The following is a 15,821-nucleotide window of genomic DNA, read 5'->3' as shown; positions in this document are numbered from 1 at the left end:
CTAGCGGGCGGCCCGGCCCTGCACCTGGGCTTCCATGGCGCGTTGTACGGCCCGGTAGATCTGCCCGAAGCGCAGCGCGTCCGGGGTGCACAGCAGGCGTACCGGGTGGCCCCGCCAGCGGATCCAGACCTCGCGAGGGCGGCTGCCCCGGGCGTACGACCTGTCGAAGTACTCGAAGAGCTGGTCGGCGATCGGCCCGGCGGCCAGTCCGATCAGGATGGAGACGCCGACGACGGCGACCGTGACGGTGGCCGAGCCGTCGAGCCAGACGGCGAACGCGATGCCGAGAACGGCGGCCACCAGCGGGCCGATCATCGCCGCGCCGAGCGCACCCCGGCCGATCAGCACCCGCCACGACCGGCTGCCCTGGTGGTGCCAGACCTCGGTGATCTCGGCCAGCGGGTAGGCGTCGCCGTCGACCGTGACGGCGGTGGAGGTGACCTGGACCGACTTGTCGTCGTAGTACGTGACCATGGGAACTCCGGGGCGCGGGACTGGCAGCCAGACTACGTGCCGACGGCGGCTGGTCGTAAGGTTGGCAGGCGACTTCGACGAGGAAGTGAGGCTCAGCGTGGGCGAGTTCGTGCGGCTGGAGACCGGGGACGGCATCGGCACCATTCGGCTGGAGCGGCCACCGATGAACGCGCTCAACACTCAGGTCCAGGAGGAGTTGCGCGCCGCCGCGACGGCGGCCACCGCCGACCCGCAGGTGCGCGCGGTCATCGTGTACGGCGGCGAGAAGGTCTTCGCGGCCGGCGCGGACATCAAGGAGATGGCCGACATGTCCTACGTGGACATGGCTGCTCGGGCCGCCGACCTGTCCAGCGCGCTCGGCGCGATCGCCCGGATCCCCAAGCCGGTGGTCGCCGCGATCACCGGGTACGCCCTCGGTGGCGGCTGCGAGCTGGCGCTGGCCTGCGACTGGCGGGTGGTGGCCGAGGACGCCAAGCTCGGCCAGCCCGAGATCAAGCTGGGCATCATCCCCGGTGCCGGTGGCACCCAGCGGCTGGCCCGGCTGATCGGCCCGGCCCGCGCCAAGGATCTGATCATGTCGGGCCGGATGGTGGACGCCCAGGAGGCGCTGCGCATCGGCCTGGCCGACCGGGTGGTCCCGGCCGCCGAGGTCTACGACGCGGCGGTGGCGCTGGTGAAGCCGTACCTCAACGGGCCGGTGCAGGCGCTGCGCGCGGCCAAGCTCGCGGTCGACGGCGGCCTGGACATGGACCTGAACTCGGGTCTGGCCTGGGAGAGTCAACTCTTCGCGGCGCTGTTCGCCACCGAGGACCGGCGCGAGGGGATGGTCGCCTTCGTGGAGAAGCGCAAACCGGACTTCACCGGTCGCTGAGAATGGTTCACATTTCTCCTACCGGCCAGTAGCGTGTGACTCCGGTCAGGCGACGAGAGGGAGCGGCGATGACGGAGCGGATCGAAGGCCACGGCGGAGAGCTCGCCCTCGCGGCGCTGCGCGCGTACGGGGTACGCGAGATGTTCACCCTCTCCGGCGGGCACGTGTTTCCGCTCTACGACGCCGCGCACAAGACCGGCTTCCCGCTCTACGACGTGCGGCACGAGCAGTCCGCCGTCTTCGCCGCCGAGGCGGTGGCGAAGTTGCAGCGCCGCCCCGGCCTGGCCGTGCTCACCGCCGGCCCCGGCGTGACAAACGGCATCTCCGGTCTGACCAGCGCCTACTTCAACGCCTCGCCGGTGCTGGTGATGGGCGGGCGGGCACCGCAGTTCCGGTGGGGTTCCGGCAGCCTCCAGGAGATGGACCACCTGCCGCTTGTCGCCCCGGTCACCAAGCACGCCGAGACGGTGTTCAGCGCCGACGACATCCCCCGGGCCGTCGCCGCGGCGCTGACCACCGCGCTCACCCCGCACCGGGGCCCGGTCTTCCTCGACTTCCCGTTGGAGGCGATCTTCTCCACCGGCGACGCCGACCTGCCGGCCGGGCCGGCCCTCGACCCGGTCGAGGCCGACCCCGACGAGGTGGCGAAGGCCGCCGGCCTGATCGCCGGGGCGCAGCGGCCGGTCGTCATTGCCGGCTCCGACGTCTACGCCGGTGACGCCGTGGCGGCCCTGCGCGCCGCCGCAGAGGCCCTCGACGTGCCGGTCTTCACCAACGGGATGGGCCGCGGCGCGCTGCCGCCGGAGCACCCGCTGGCCTTCGCCAAGGCCCGGCGGGTGGCGCTCAAGGGTGCCGACGTGGTCGTGGTGGTGGGCACCCCGCTGGACTTCCGGCTCTCCTTCGGCGACTTCGGCGACGCCACCGTGGTGCACATCGTCGACGCGCCCAGCCAGCGGGCCACGCACGTGCAGCCGGCCGTCGCGCCCGCCGGTGACCTGCGTGCCATCCTCACCACCCTGGCCGGATACACCGGCGACCGGGCCGACCACACCGACTGGGTGGCGCAGCTGCGTACCGCCGAGGACGCCGCGAAGGCCCGCGACGCCGAGGAGATGGCCGCCGAGACGGACCCGATCCGCCCGGCCCGCGTCTACGGCGAGCTGCGCAAGGTCCTCGCCCGCGACGCGATCACCATCGGCGACGGCGGGGACTTCGTCTCGTACGCCGGTCGCTACCTGGAGCCGGCCCAGCCGGGCACCTGGCTCGACCCGGGCCCGTACGGCTGCCTCGGCACCGGCATGGGCTACGCGATGGGCGCCCGGGTCACCCACCCGGACCGGCAGATCTGTGTGCTGATGGGCGACGGCGCGGCCGGTTTCTCGCTGATGGACGTGGAGTCCCTGGTCCGGCAGAAGCTGCCGGTGGTCATGGTGGTCGGCAACAACGGCATCTGGGGTCTGGAGAAGCACCCGATGCGGGCCATGTACGGCTACGACGTCGCCGCCGACCTGCAGCCCGAGCTGCGCTACGACCAGGTGGTCACCGCCCTGGGCGGGGCGGGGGAGACGGTCGCCAAGGCGGCCGACCTGGGCCCGGCCCTGCAGCGGGCCTTCGATGCCGGGGTGCCCTACCTGGTCAACGTCATCACCGACCCGGCCGACGCCTACCCGCGCTCGTCCAACCTGGCCTGAGCAAGGGGCGACCTGCCCCGGGTGGTCACACCTCGGGGCGGGGCTCCTCGCGGGGCGGGTCGCCCTCGCGGCGGCGCAGGTCGTCCTCGCGCTTGCGCAGGTCCTCCTCCCAGCGGCGGAAGAGTTCCTGGTCCTCCTGGCGCGAGCGCTCCTCGATCGAGCGCAGGAACTCGGGGTCGTCGTCCGGCGCGAGCGGCCGGGCCGGCCGGCGTACGGCGGGCTGAGCTCCGCCGGAGAACACCCCACCACCGGCGGGGTTGCGCTTGCGGCCGGCGAGGAACCAGGCGATCGAGCCGATCACCGGGAAGAACAGGATCATCAGCACCCAGGCGATCCGGGGCAGGTGACGAACGTCCTCCTCCTCGGCCGAGAGGCAACTGATCAGAGCGCAGACGGCGAGGACGACCTGCACCAGGAAAAAGAGGATGTAGAGCCGGGCCATGTACCCATCATGTCCTACTCCCCGTCGATGCTCACACCCCGCACACGACCAGTACGACGCCGATCAGGGCGAGACCGGCGACGCAGAGGCCCACGGCGGAGAGCGTACGGACGCTGGTGTCGGGTACGCCGCTGCCGACCGCCCGTCGCCAGCAGAGCGTGATCGTGGCTCCCCAGCCGAGGATGGCGAGCGCGGTCAGCAGCGCACCGACCCGGCCGCCGGTGAGCCCGAGCCGGACGGCGAGGATCGTCACCACGGTCACCGCCAGCATGGTGCGACGCCAGGCCAGCCGGGTCCGTTCGGGCTGGAGACCGGGGTCGCGTACAGCGGTCATCCGCCCAGCGCCCCGGCCAGAACCGCCACCACCAGCAGCAGCGCGCCGAGCCCCACCACCACGGCGAGTACGGCCGGGAAGCGGGACGCGGGCAGTTGCTGGTCGAGCCGGATGGCCCGTTCGACGCGTGCCCAGTGGTCGATGGCGCGGACCGCGACCGCGCCGCCGAGCAGCAGCAACGCGATGGAGATCGCCTCGCGCAGGTGCCGCAGCGGCAGGGCCGGGAGGAACTGCGCGGCCGCGAGTCCACCACCCACCAGGGCCAGCCCGGTACGCAGCCAGGCCAGGAAGGTCCGCTCGTTGGCCAGCGAGAAGCGGTAGTCGGGGGTGGTGCCCACCGACCGAAGCTCATCAGGGTCGAACCAATTCCTGATCCTTTGCCACACGGTGGTGATTATCCGGTGCGAACTGGGCATAGCCTGGAAACATGACGGATCTTGATGTGACCACTTTGCGTGCGGCGTACGACGCCCAGCTTCGGCCGGGCCTGCCTGACCCGGTACCGCAGGGCGCACGGGTGGAGCAGGACGGACCGTTGTTCCGGGTGTTCGGCCTCGATGACGTCGGCCTGGTGACCTACCGGGACCTCGGCGGGGCGGTCGACGCCGAACTCGACGCGTTGATCGCCCGCCAGACGGCGGTGGCCCGGGAGCGGGGCGAGCCGGTCGAGTGGAAGTTGCACGGCCACGACGAGCCGGCGGACCTGCCGCAGCGGCTGCGCGCGGCCGGCTTCGTGCCGCAGGCCCAGGAGACCGTCATGGTCGGCCCGGTCGCCCCGCTGGCCTCCGCGCTGCCGGTGGTGCCCGAGGGCGTACGCCTGCGGGAGGTCACCACCCGCGCGGACCTGGACCGGATCGCGGCGCTGGAGACCGAGCTGTGGGGACACGATGTGTCCGGCCTCGCCGACGGGCTGCAACGGGAGATCGCCGCCGATCCGCAGGCGATCACGGTCGTGGTGGCCGAGGCGGGGGAGACGGTCATCAGCGCCGGCTGGGTCCGCTACCCGCCGGACACCACCTTCGCCACCCTCTGGGGCGGGTCGACGCATCCGCAGTGGCGTCGGCAGGGCGTCTACCGGGCGCTCGTCACCTACCGGGCGCGGCTCGCCGGCCAGCGCGACCGGACCCTGTTGCAGGTGGACGCCGCCGACGAGAGTCGTCCACTGCTGGGGCGGCTCGGGCTCGTCCCGGTCACCAGCACCACGCCCTACGTCTACACTCCGTGATCATGGCGCAGTCGCTGACGGACGAGGAGATGCTGATCCTCAAGACGGGGGCTTTCGGCGCCGTGTTCCTGGTGTCGAACGCCGACCCGGGGGTGCTGGCCATGTTCCGCGAGAGCTTCGCCGCCGCCGGCGCGATCGCCGACGCCAGTGGTGTGGTCAAGGCGGCGCTGAGCAGTGGCCCGCTGCCGAAGCTGCCGCGTGATTCGCAGTCGCAGGTCGAGTCGGTGGTGCTGCCCGCGCTGCGGCAGGCGGTCAGGACCCTGACCGAGAAGGCGCCGGAGGACGTCGCGATCTACCGCTCGGTGGTGCTGGCCGCCGCCGATCGTACGGCGCGGGCCCACAACGGGATCAGTGCGGCAGAGGCGCAGGTCATCGAGCGGATCGCGGCGGCGTTGGGCGATCCGGCGGCCTGAAGCGGGCCGGCGGCCCGAGGCGGTCGGCGCGTGCCGGTTCGGCGACGGTGCCCAGGGACGGCAGAATGTCGGTGAGCTGAGTCACTCGGGGTGTGCCCGGAAGGCAAAGCTACTGACAGGTAACATTGCGTCGTGGGCAACCGCACAGCGGCTTCCGGTTGACCTAACGGTCATTAAGGAGCGAGGCTGCGCCCGATACCCGGGCAAGTGATCACACCACCACAGCAGGAGGGTCGTCGAAGCGCGATGAATATCGTCGTACTCGTCAAGCAGGTGCCCGATTCGGGCGCGGACCGCAACCTGCGCAGTGACGACAACACAGTCGACCGCGGTTCGGCGAACAACGTCATCAACGAGATGGACGAATACGCCATCGAAGAGGCGTTGAAGATCAAGGAAGCGCACGGCGGCGAGGTGACCATCCTGACCATGGGTCCGGACCGGGCGACCGAGTCGATCCGCAAGGCGCTGTCGATGGGTCCGGACAAGGCGGTGCACGTGGTGGACGACGCCCTGCACGGCTCGTGCGCGGTGGCCACCTCCAAGGTGCTCGCCGCCGCCCTCGGGCAGCTCAACGCCGACCTGGTGCTCTGCGGGTCGGAGTCGACCGACGGCCGGGTGCAGGTGATGCCGCACATGCTCGCCGAGCGGCTCGGTGTCGCGGCGCTGACCGGTGCCCGCAAACTCACCGTCGACGGCAGCACGTTGACCGTGGAGCGGCAGACCGAGGAGGGCTACGAGGTGGTCACCGCCACCACGCCGGCCATCGTCTCGGTGTGGGACACCATCAACGAGCCCCGGTACCCGTCCTTCAAGGGCATCATGGCCGCCAAGAAGAAGCCCGTGCAGACGCTGTCCCTGGCCGACCTGGGCGTGGCCGCGGACGAGGTCGGCTTCGCCGGGGCGACAAGCGCGGTCGTGGAGCACAGCAAGCGTCCACCGCGCTCCGGTGGCGCGAAGGTCACCGACGAGGGTTCCGGCGGCGTGCAGCTTGTCGAGTTCCTCGCCACCGAGAAGTTCGTGTGAGGGGTGTGGGACATGTCTGAGGTTCTCGTCGTCGTCGAGGCCACTCGCGAGTTCGGCGTCAAGAAGGTCACTCTTGAGATGCTCACCCTGGCCCGTGAGCTGGGCACCCCGTCGGCCGTGGTGCTCGGCGGGGCCGGTGCCGCCGACGCGTTGTCGGCCAAACTGGGTGAGTACGGCGCGGAGAAGATCTACGCCGCCGAGGGTGAGCAGATCGACGGCTACCTGGTCGCGCCGAAGGCCACCGTGGTCGCCGACCTGGTCAAGCGGGTGCAGCCGGCCGCCGTCCTGCTCGCCTCCTCGCAGGAGGGCAAGGAGATCGCCGCCCGGCTGGCGGTCAAGCTGGACAACGGCATCCTGACCGACGTGGTTGCCCTGGCCGCCGACGGCACCGCCACCCAGGTGGCCTTCGCCGGCTCGACCATCGTCACCTCCAAGGTGACCCGGGGCCTGCCGCTGGTCACCGTCCGGCCGAACTCGGTCACCCCGGCCCCGGCCGCCGCCACCCCGGCGGTCGAGCAGCTCACCGTGACCGTCAGCGACACCGACAAGCTGGCCAGGGTCGTCGACCGGGTGGCCGAGCAGAAGGGCTCCCGCCCCGAGCTCACCGAGGCCGGTGTAGTCGTCGCCGGCGGCCGTGGGGTCGGCAACGCGGACAACTTCAAGCTGGTCGAGGAGCTGGCCGACCTGCTCGGCGGCGCCGTCGGCGCGTCCCGCGCGGCGGTCGACTCCGGCTTCTACCCGCACCAGTTCCAGGTCGGGCAGACCGGTAAGACCGTCTCCCCGCAGCTGTACGTCGCGCTCGGCATCTCCGGCGCGATCCAGCACCGGGCCGGCATGCAGACCTCGAAGACCATCGTCGCGGTCAACAAGGACGGTGAGGCGCCGATCTTCGAGCTGGCCGACTTCGGCGTGGTCGGTGACCTGTTCAAGGTGGTCCCGCAGGCCGCCGAGGAGATCCGCAAGCGCAAGTAGGGCATCCGCCCGAGACAGTCGCGGCCGCCGTCCGGTTCAACCGGGCGGCGGCCGCGCCGTATGGGAGCTGATCGGCGGGCCGGGGAGCTGAACCGGCCCGCCGATCAGCCCGTCAGGGAGCCCCTCAACAGGCTGTCGCCGGAGTGGGCGGTGTTGTTGTCGAACTGCTCGGCGGAGACGTCGACGACAGAATATTGCCCGAGATCCACGTTCGGCGGCAGCGGTAAGAGTACGTCAGAGCCGCCACCGAGAACGCCGATCGAGAACATCTCCATGTTCTGCGGGTTGATCAGCCACACCTCGTAATACCCCGACACGGGCGGGAGATTCGCCACGTGCAGGTGCAGTTCTCCGGTGCCGAGCACGCGGGCGTCGCCCCGGGCCTGTGGCGGGGTCGAACCGTACGCGGCCAGTTGGGCACTGGCCGTCACCGGCGGTGGCGGTGGCGTGCCCTCGCGCAGCACGGCGGCGGTGCCGGCGATGCCGACCGCGGCGGCGGCGACCGCGGTGACCGCGTACCGGACCCACCGTCGAGGTCGGCGCGACCGCGGCGCGACCGGACCGTCCCGCTGATCGGCCGGCTGCGGCCGAGCGGTGGTCAGCGTGGGCAGTTGCTCAGCCGTCCTGATCTCGGCGGTGATGCCCTGCCAGAGGTGCTCCGGCGGGTCGGGCAGGTCACGCAGGGACTGGGTGGACCGACCGAGACCGGCGACCTCACGCAGACCCGCCAACTCGGCGCGGCAGTGCGAGCAGGCGTCGAGATGGGTGCGGTCGGCGTTGTCCGCCTTACCCTCACCGAGCGCCAGAAATATCAGCCGGTCGTGCTCCAGATGCTGCACCGTCCACCTCCCATCTGCGCTTGAGGCTCGCCATGCCCCGCCGGATGTGACTCTTCACCGTGCCCAGCGGCACCCCGGTGACCGCCGCGATCTGCTGGTGGGTCAGATCGTCGAAGAACGCCAATTCCAACATGCGTCGCTGCTCGTCCGGCAGCCGTGCCAACTCGTCGGCCACCACCAACCGGTCGACCACGGTGTCCGGGTCGTTGCCGGGAGGCACCGGCTCGGGCAGTTGGCGTACGGTCTCGACCACCCGGCTCTCCCGCGCGGAGGAGCGCAGGCGGTCGATGACCTTGCGCCGGCCGATTCCGAGCAGCCAGCCGACCAGCGAGCCCTTCGTCGGATCGAAGGTGTCCCGACCGAGCCAGGCGGCGACGAAGGTGGCCTGGGTCGCGTCCTCCGCGTCGCTGCGGTTGACAAGTGTGCTGGTGGCCAGGTGCAGGACGGCCCGCCCGTAACGCTCGTACGCCTCGCGCAGCGCCCGTTCGTCACCGGCGCGGAAGCGTCGGGCCAACTCGTCCTCGGGAGTGTCCGGCTGCTGCCGGATCTCTGTCACGAGACGGCTCGCCTGGTTGGAGGCATGCCCGACTGTAGCTCGCACCAGTGCCGTCCCCTCTGTCGCCCGGCGTGGCTCCGCGACCCGTCCGTCAGCCCGATGGCTCCTCCACTGCTTTTCGTCCGCCGGGTGCCCGTTGGATGCGCTCTCGGACGAAAAAAGAAAGTCGCCTCCAACCGCATCCGGGCGGCGAGGTGCCGGCGTAACTCGGGGTGCACAGCAAGCCTGACGAACCAGCACGAAACAGCAGGAGGCAGACATGCAGTTCGCGTACCTTCGCCGGGCCGCCGCAGGTGGCGCGGTCGCCGCGCTGACCTTCGTCGGTGCCGGCATCGCGACGGCCACCCCGGCGTACGCCGCCACCTCGAAGGTCTCCGTCGTCCACGGCATTCCGGACACCCCCGTCGACGTCTACGTCAACGGGGAGAAGACGCTGGAGAACTTCAAGCCCGGCGACGTGGCCGGCCCGCTGGACCTGCCGGAGGGGTCGTACGACATCGCCCTGACCAAGCCCGGCGAGCCCATCGGACAGGCGATCCTGACCGCGGACGACGCCGAGGTGCCGGGCGGGGCGAACATCAGCATCGCCGCCCACCTCGACGCCGAGGGTGAGCCGACGATCACCCCGTTCGTCAACGACACCGCCAAGGTCGACGCCGGCAAGGCCCGGCTGATCGTCCGGCACACCGCCGCCGCGCCGGCGGTGGACGTACGGGCCGGCGGCAGCCCGGTCTTCGAAGGCTTGACCAACCCGAACGAGGCAAAGGCCGACGTGGACGCGGGCAGCGTCTCGGCGGACGTGGTGCTCGCGGGCACCGACACGGTGGTGATCGGGCCGGCCGACCTGAACCTGCGCGAGGGCACCGCCACGATCGTCTACGCCACCGGCTCCGCCGAGGCGGAGAACCTGACCGTGGTGGCGCAGACCATCGACGGCCTGCACTCGGCGCCCTCCGGAGTGCCGAGCGGCACCGGTGGCCAGGCCGACACCGGCCTGGGTCTCTGGTGGTACGCGCTGGCGGGCACCGGAGTCCTGCTGCTGGTCGCCGGTGGGGCGCGGGCGGTAGTCGTCCGGTCGGGCCGCCGGTGAGCAAGGTCAACCGTGGGGCGCTGGCGGCGGTCGCCGCCGGCGCCACCGCGCTCGCCGTGGCGGCCGTGCTGGCCGTGGTGTCCCGGCCGGACGGGAGCGTCGGCGCCGACCAGGCCGCCGCGCTCGCCGAACCGAGTCCGTCGGCCGGTGCGTCGTCGCTCGGTGCGTCGTCGGCGGGGTCAACCCCGGTGCCGGTCGCCCCGGGGGCGCTGCCCGGCGACACCGGAACAGTGCCGCCGGTCCGGCTCCGGATCCCCGCGATCGACGTCACCGCCCGGGTCGACCCGGTCGGCGTGGACAGGCGCACCGGCGAGTTCGACGTACCGCCCAGCGTCGACCAGGTCGGCTGGTACCGCTACGGCCCCGGCCTCGCCGCCGAGACCGGCTCGGTGGTGATCGCCGGCCACGTCGACAGCGCCGAGCAGGGCCGGGGCGCCTTCTACCGGCTGCGGGACCTCGCGCCGGGCGACACGCTGACGGCCACCGGTGACGACGGGATCGAGCGGACCTACCGGGTGGTGGCGCGCGAGGAGTACGACAAGACGAAGATCCCGTTGGCGCGCTACTTCGCCCGTGACGGCCGGCCGCGACTCACTCTGATCACCTGCGGCGGGCCCTTCGACGCCGAGGCCCGCCGGTACCGCGACAACATCGTGGTGACCGCGGTGCCGCTCTGATGTCGACGTCGGGTTATCCAGCCTGCGGTCGGGGCGCTAGCGGTCGTTAGGCTGAGTCGTGATGGCTTACCTGGATCATGCTGCGACGACCCCGGTGCTCGACGAGGCACTCGAGGCGTACGTCGTGGCCGCCCGCGAGGTCGGCAACGCGTCTTCCCTGCACGCGTCCGGTCGACGTGCCCGTCGGCGGGTGGAGGAGTCACGGGAACGGGTGGCCGCCGCCCTCGGTGCCCGGCCCTCCGAAGTGATCTTCACGGGTGGCGGTACGGAGAGCGACAACCTCGCGGTCAAGGGCATCTTCTGGGCCCGCCGGGACGCCGATTCCCGACGTCGCCGGGTGGTCTCCAGCGCCATCGAGCACCACGCCGTACTCGACGCGGTGGACTGGTTGGAGCGGCACGAGAACGCCGAGGTGGGCTGGCTGCCGGTCGACGAGGTCGGCCGGCTGCACCCCGACGCGCTGCGCGCCGAACTCGCCGAGCACGGCGATCAGGTGGCGTTGATCACCGCGATGTGGGCGAACAACGAGGTCGGCACCGTGCAGCGGATCGCCGATCTGGCCGCCGTCGCGGTGGAGTACGGCGTGCCGTTCCACACCGACGCCATCCAGGCGGTCGGCCAGGTACCTGTCGACTTCGCCGCCAGCGGCGTCGCCGCCCTGACCGTGACCGGGCACAAGCTCGGTGGCCCGGTCGGGGTGGGTGCGCTGGTGCTGGCCCGGGACGTGGCCGCCGTCCCACTGCTGCACGGCGGCGGGCAGGAACGCGACGTGCGCTCCGGCACCCTGGACGCCGCCGGCATCGTCGCCTTCGCCGTCGCCGTCGAGACCGCCGTGAAAGGCCAGCAGGAGTACGCGGCCCGGGTGGCCGCGCTCCGCGACGACCTCGTCCAGCGGGTACGGCAGGCGGTACCGGAGGTCGTCTACAACGGCGACCCCGACGACCGGCTGCCCGGTAACGCGCACTTCTCCTTCCCCGGCTGCGAGGGCGACGCCCTGTTGCTGTTGCTGGACGCCCAGGGCATCTACTGCTCGACCGGTTCGGCCTGCTCGGCGGGGGTGGCGCAGCCCTCGCACGTGCTGCTCGCGATGGGTGCCGATGACGACCGGGCCCGCTCGTCGCTGCGGTTCTCCCTCGGCCACACCAGCACCTCCGCCGACGTCGACGCCCTGATCGCGGCCCTCCCGGGGGCGGTCGAACGAGCCCGTCGCGCCGCCCAACGCAGCCCTCGCTGACAGCGAAGGAAGGGCCCCCTGTTAACGCCTCCGGTAGAGCAGGGGGCCCTTGTTAACACCGGCCGTACCGGTCACCGGCAAGTGCCGGCGCGGGGGATAGGCTCGACGGGAAGGGAGAGTGGTCCGGGTGAGGGTGTTGGCGGCGATGTCCGGCGGCGTGGATTCCGCCGTGGCGGCGGCGCGGGCGGTGCAGGCCGGTCACGACGTCACAGGCGTACACCTGGCTCTGGCGCGCAACCCGCAGACCTATCGCACCGGCGCGCGGGGCTGCTGCACGCTTGAGGACTCCCGCGACGCGCGGCGCGCGGCCGACGTGCTCGGCATCCCCTTCTACGTCTGGGACATGGCCGACCGGTTCCACGCCGACGTGGTCGACGACTTCGTCGCCGAGTACGCGGCCGGGCGTACCCCCAACCCGTGCCTGCGCTGCAACGAGAAGATCAAGTTTGCCGCGGTGCTGGACCGGGCGGTGGCTCTCGGCTTCGACGCGGTGGTCACCGGCCATCACGCCCGGCTGGGCCCGGACGGCCTGCTGCGCCGCAGCGTCGACGAGGCCAAGGACCAGTCGTACGTGCTGGCCGTGCTCACCCGCGAGCAGTTGGACCGGTCGATGTTCCCGCTCGGCGACTCGACAAAGGCCCAGGTGCGGCAGGAGGCCGCCGAGCGTGGCCTGGCCGTGGCCGACAAGCCTGACTCGCACGACATCTGCTTCATCGCCGACGGCGACACCCGAGGTTTCCTCGCCCAGCGGCTCGGCGAGTCGCCCGGCGACGTGGTCGACGCGACCACCGGCGCCGTGGTGGGCCAGCACGCCGGGGCGTACGCGTACACCATCGGGCAGCGACGTGGCCTGCACCTGGACCGGCCCGCCCCGGACGGGCGACCCCGGTACGTGCTGTCCATCACGCCCAAGACCAACACGGTGACCGTCGGCCCGGCCGAGGCGTTGGAGGTGTCCACCGTCTCCGCCACCCGTCCGGTCTGGACCGGCGGCGCGCGCCCCGAGCAGCCGATCGAGTGCGAGGTGCAGCTGCGGGCGCACGGTGTCGTCGTGCCCGCCGTCGTCACCGTCGACGGTGACCGGCTGCACGCCGACCTGCGTCGGCCGGTTCGCGGGGTGGCGGCCGGCCAGGCGATCGTGGCCTACCGCCCCGACCCGGCCGGCGACATCGTCCTCGGCTCCGCCACCATCACCGACTGACCGTCCCCGCCTCTTCCCACCCCGGCTGGCGGCGGTGCTGGTGGTGCCGGTCGTGCCAACGGTGCCGGGTGGCCGGTCTGCCGGTGGTGGCGGCCGGGTGGGTCACGGCAGCGGTAGGGTGCTGCCGTGAGTGATCGGGATTGGCCTTGGCCGGTGGGCGCGGCGACCGGGATCGGGTCGCTGCCCGGCAGCGACATCGCCGAGGCACAGCGGATCGTGCTCGGCGAACTTCCCGCCCTGCCACATGTGCCCGAGTTGCCGGCCCGGGGGCCGGGCGCGGACCTGATCGGGCGTACCGCCGGCCTGCTCGTCGAGTTGCCGGTGGAGTTGTACGCCGCGCGCTGGCGGGTCGCGCCGCGGCCCGGCAAGGATCTGCGTCGCGCACGTGACCTGATGGAACGCGACCTCGACCAGCTCGCCGAGCAGGCCGAGGAGTACGCCGGCACCATCAAGATCCAGGCGGGTGGCCCGCTCACCCTGGCCGCCTCGCTGGAGTTGCCGATCGGCGGCCGGATGCTGCGCGATCCCGGCGCCGTACGCGACCTGGCCGGCTCCCTCGCCGAAGGGCTGCGCGGCCACGTCGAGGCGGTGGCCCGCCGGCTGCCCCGGGCCAGTGTGCTGCTCCAGTTGGACGAGCCTTCGCTGCCGACGGTGCTGGCCGGTCGGGTGCCGACCGAGAGCGGCCTCGGCACGTACCGGGCCGTGGAATCGGAAACGGCCCGGGCGCTGCTGCGCGGGGTGATCGAGGCGGCGGGCGTACCGACCGTGGTGCACTGCTGCGCCTCGGACGTGCCGCTGGAGCTGATCCGGTCGGCCGGTGCGGTCGGGGTGGCGCTCGACCTGAGCCGGGTGACCGAGCTGGATCCGTTGGGCGAGGCGCTGGACGCCGGCCTGGGCCTGCTGGCCGGTGCCGTGCCGACGTCACCACCACCCGGCGGCGAACCGACGCCTGGTGGCCAGCCGACGCCTCGCGGCCGCCCGGGAACAGCACCGCCGGCCGGTGGCGCGCCGACGTCGGCGCAGGTCGCCGATCGGGTACGCGGGCTCTGGGACCGGCTGGGCTTCCCCCGCGCCCAACTCGCCGAGCAGGTGGTGGTCACTCCTGCCTGCGGGCTGGCCGGGGCAACTCCGGCGTACGCCCGGGCCGTCCTGGCCGCCTGCCGGGACGCGGGTCGTCGGCTCGCCGAGGTGTGACGTTTCCCGTCGTACCCGGTGGGCAGGATGACGGACATGATTGGACGACTCCGTTCCACTGTCATCGACTGTCCTGACCCCCGGGCCCTGGCGGGCTTCTACGCCGAGCTGCTCGGCCTGCCGCTGATGGAGGAGGACTCCGAGGGCAACGGGTGGGTGGTGCTCGGGGGCCCACCCGGCCATCAGCCCCGGTTGGCCTTCCAGCGGGCACCGGACCTGCGTCCTCCCGACTGGCCCGATCCGGAACGGCCGCAACAGTTGCACCTCGACGTGACGGTCGACGATGTCGAGGCGGCGGAGCGGGCGGTGCTGGCGCTGGGCGCGCGGCGACTGCCCGGCGAGGGCGACGGCTTCCGGGTCTACGCCGACCCGGTGGGTCACCCGTTCTGCCTCTGCTGGGACTGACGCACCCGGCGACCCGGCTCGACGACCATGCAAGCCCGGGCCACCTGGGGGTGGTGGCCCGGGCTTGCCGGTGAACGGCATGATCGCCTCCATGACCACTCCTGCGCCGGGTCGAGTCGCCGGTTCGATCTTCGGGCTCGCCTTCGGTGACGCCCTGGGCAAGCCCACCGAGTTCCTCAGCGTCGCCGAGATCGACGAGCAGTACGGGCCGGCCGGCCCTCGGGACCTGGTCGGCGACCCGGTGCTGGTCACCGACGACACCCAGATGGCGCTGGCGGTGGCCTGGGCGCTGCACGACGCCCCGCAACTCACGCCCGAGGCGGTGGAGCCCTTGCTGAGGCAACGCTTCCTGGCCTGGGCAGCCAGCCCGGACAACAACCGGGCACCGGGGATGACCTGTCTACGTGCCTGCGCCGAGCTGTCCCGGGGCCTGCCGTGGCAGCAGGCCACGGTGATCGACTCGAAGGGCTGCGGGGCCAACATGCGGGTCACCCCGGTCGGGTTGCTCGACGTCGACCTGGACACCCTCGCCGGGCTGGCCCACCTTCAGGCCGGCCTCACCCACGGTCACCCGACCGGTCTGGCCGCCAGCGAGCTGACCGCGTACGCCGTCTGGTTGCTGCGGACCGGCGTCGGCCTGGCCGAGCTGCCCGGCCTGCTCGGCGAACGGGTGGCCGCGCAACGGACCGTCTACCGGGCCGACTGGCTCGGTGACCTGTGGCGGCGCGCGAACGCCGCTACGCCCGAGGCGTTCATCGCCGCCGGTTGGGACGAGTGCGCTGCGGCGCTGCGTCGGCTCGACGCGGCGCTGTCCGCACCTGACGACGGCGGCGACCCGTGCCGCCTCACCGGCGAGAGCTGGATCGCCGAGGAGGCCCTGGCCACCGCCCTCTACTGCGCCGTGCGGCACGCCGACGACCCGGTCGGCGCCCTCGTCCGGGGTGCCCGCACCTGCGGTGACTCCGACTCCATCGCCGCGCTCGCCGGCGCGTTCGTCGGTGCGGCCCAGGGCATGGTCGCCTGGCCGGCCGGGTGGGCCGAGCGGATCGAGTACGCCGACCAACTCACCGCCCTGTCGGCGGGGCGAGACTGACCGGCACGGCCTCGGCAGCGGCTCGTTGCTGCCCTGGTCGGCCGGGTTGTCCCACCCGGGCGCTACCGTGCGGGGGTAGCACGA

Annotated in this window: 19 protein-coding genes; 13 read left to right on the top strand and 6 right to left on the bottom strand. The window is 72.3% G+C overall.

Annotation, left to right across the window (positions count from 1 at the left end; all coding sequences use genetic code 11):
• Complete coding sequence (locus EG812_RS11755) at positions 1–474, bottom strand: DUF6232 family protein (RefSeq protein ID WP_013731986.1); 474 nt, start codon at positions 472–474, stop codon at positions 1–3.
• Between the two features lie 97 nt (positions 475–571).
• Here EG812_RS11755 and EG812_RS11750 point away from each other — a divergent pair, with 97 nt between their 5' ends.
• Both EG812_RS11750 and EG812_RS11745 read left to right on the top strand, forming a co-directional pair.
• Entirely contained in the window at positions 572–1,345 is a 774-nt protein-coding gene (locus EG812_RS11750; RefSeq protein ID WP_013731987.1) for an enoyl-CoA hydratase-related protein, read from the top strand.
• 68 nt (positions 1,346–1,413) lie between these two features.
• Positions 1,414–3,036 carry an acetolactate synthase gene (locus EG812_RS11745; RefSeq protein WP_013731988.1) on the top strand — a complete coding sequence of 541 codons (1,623 nt, stop codon included), beginning with the start codon at positions 1,414–1,416 and terminating at the stop codon, positions 3,034–3,036.
• 25 nt (positions 3,037–3,061) lie between these two features.
• Here the strand turns inward: EG812_RS11745 and EG812_RS11740 are convergent, their stop codons facing one another.
• Genes EG812_RS11740 through EG812_RS11730 form a run of 3 tightly spaced genes read right to left on the bottom strand, consistent with a single transcriptional unit; the run spans position 3,062 to position 4,198 of the window.
• Positions 3,062–3,478: a PLD nuclease N-terminal domain-containing protein gene (locus EG812_RS11740; RefSeq protein WP_013731989.1), complete on the bottom strand. Its 417-nt coding sequence runs from the start codon at positions 3,476–3,478 to the stop codon at positions 3,062–3,064.
• Between the two features lie 31 nt (positions 3,479–3,509).
• Positions 3,510–3,812, bottom strand: coding sequence for a DUF202 domain-containing protein (locus EG812_RS11735; protein WP_013731990.1), 303 nt, complete (start codon positions 3,810–3,812; stop codon positions 3,510–3,512).
• Complete coding sequence (locus EG812_RS11730; protein ID WP_043719837.1) at positions 3,809–4,198, bottom strand: YidH family protein; 390 nt, start codon at positions 4,196–4,198, stop codon at positions 3,809–3,811. Before EG812_RS11730 ends, EG812_RS11735 begins: the two co-directional genes overlap by 4 nt.
• Positions 4,199–4,239: 41 nt before the next feature.
• Here EG812_RS11730 and EG812_RS11725 point away from each other — a divergent pair, with 41 nt between their 5' ends.
• The 4 genes from EG812_RS11725 to EG812_RS11710 all read left to right on the top strand — a co-directional run bounded on the left by EG812_RS11725 (position 4,240) and on the right by EG812_RS11710 (position 7,448).
• Positions 4,240–5,037 (top strand): GNAT family N-acetyltransferase, encoded by a 798-nt coding sequence (locus EG812_RS11725; RefSeq protein WP_043719841.1) that lies wholly within the window; start codon positions 4,240–4,242, stop codon positions 5,035–5,037.
• Positions 5,034–5,450, top strand: a complete 417-nt coding sequence (locus EG812_RS11720) for a hypothetical protein (RefSeq protein ID WP_013731993.1) — start codon at positions 5,034–5,036, stop codon at positions 5,448–5,450. Before EG812_RS11725 ends, EG812_RS11720 begins: the two co-directional genes overlap by 4 nt.
• A 246-nt stretch (positions 5,451–5,696) precedes the next feature.
• Positions 5,697–6,476, top strand: a complete 780-nt coding sequence (locus EG812_RS11715; RefSeq protein WP_013731994.1) for an electron transfer flavoprotein subunit beta/FixA family protein — start codon at positions 5,697–5,699, stop codon at positions 6,474–6,476.
• Between the two features lie 12 nt (positions 6,477–6,488).
• Complete coding sequence (locus EG812_RS11710; RefSeq protein WP_013731995.1) at positions 6,489–7,448, top strand: electron transfer flavoprotein subunit alpha/FixB family protein; 960 nt, start codon at positions 6,489–6,491, stop codon at positions 7,446–7,448.
• 104 nt (positions 7,449–7,552) lie between these two features.
• Here the strand turns inward: EG812_RS11710 and EG812_RS11705 are convergent, their stop codons facing one another.
• Together EG812_RS11705 and EG812_RS11700 are read right to left on the bottom strand one after the other, a co-directional pair.
• Entirely contained in the window at positions 7,553–8,287 is a 735-nt protein-coding gene (locus tag EG812_RS11705; protein WP_013731996.1) for an anti-sigma factor, read from the bottom strand.
• Entirely contained in the window at positions 8,241–8,843 is a 603-nt protein-coding gene (locus tag EG812_RS11700) for an RNA polymerase sigma factor (RefSeq protein ID WP_013731997.1), read from the bottom strand. The genes EG812_RS11705 and EG812_RS11700 overlap by 47 nt, the downstream gene beginning before the upstream one ends.
• A gap of 259 nt (positions 8,844–9,102) precedes the next feature.
• Here EG812_RS11700 and EG812_RS11695 point away from each other — a divergent pair, with 259 nt between their 5' ends.
• From EG812_RS11695 to EG812_RS11665, 7 genes are all read left to right on the top strand, one after another.
• Positions 9,103–9,933: a DUF4397 domain-containing protein gene (locus EG812_RS11695; protein ID WP_013731998.1), complete on the top strand. Its 831-nt coding sequence runs from the start codon at positions 9,103–9,105 to the stop codon at positions 9,931–9,933.
• Positions 9,930–10,610, top strand: a complete 681-nt coding sequence (locus tag EG812_RS11690; protein ID WP_013731999.1) for a class F sortase — start codon at positions 9,930–9,932, stop codon at positions 10,608–10,610. The genes EG812_RS11695 and EG812_RS11690 overlap by 4 nt, the downstream gene beginning before the upstream one ends.
• 61 nt (positions 10,611–10,671) lie before the next feature.
• Positions 10,672–11,844, top strand: a complete 1,173-nt coding sequence (locus tag EG812_RS11685; RefSeq protein ID WP_043719847.1) for a cysteine desulfurase family protein — start codon at positions 10,672–10,674, stop codon at positions 11,842–11,844.
• 127 nt (positions 11,845–11,971) lie between these two features.
• Positions 11,972–13,045, top strand: a complete 1,074-nt coding sequence (mnmA, locus tag EG812_RS11680; RefSeq protein WP_043723233.1) for a tRNA 2-thiouridine(34) synthase MnmA — start codon at positions 11,972–11,974, stop codon at positions 13,043–13,045.
• 126 nt (positions 13,046–13,171) lie between these two features.
• The gene (locus tag EG812_RS11675; RefSeq protein WP_043719851.1) at positions 13,172–14,239 is read left to right on the top strand and encodes a uroporphyrinogen decarboxylase/cobalamine-independent methonine synthase family protein; all 1,068 of its coding nucleotides are present in this window, start codon (positions 13,172–13,174) and stop codon (positions 14,237–14,239) included.
• Positions 14,240–14,275: 36 nt separating this feature from the next.
• A complete protein-coding gene (locus EG812_RS11670; protein WP_013732003.1) occupies positions 14,276–14,644 on the top strand; it encodes a VOC family protein in 369 nt (122 codons plus the stop codon).
• 91 nt (positions 14,645–14,735) lie between these two features.
• Positions 14,736–15,737 (top strand): ADP-ribosylglycohydrolase family protein, encoded by a 1,002-nt coding sequence (locus EG812_RS11665; protein ID WP_043723236.1) that lies wholly within the window; start codon positions 14,736–14,738, stop codon positions 15,735–15,737.
• Positions 15,738–15,821 lie beyond the last annotated feature (84 nt).

Source organism: Verrucosispora sp. FIM060022 (genome assembly GCF_003977705.1).
In the GTDB taxonomy this organism is placed as follows: Bacteria; Actinomycetota; Actinomycetes; order Mycobacteriales; family Micromonosporaceae; genus Micromonospora; species Micromonospora gifhornensis.
The sequence above is the reverse complement of the archived record's forward strand: the minus strand, read 5'-3'. Positions and strand labels throughout refer to the sequence as shown.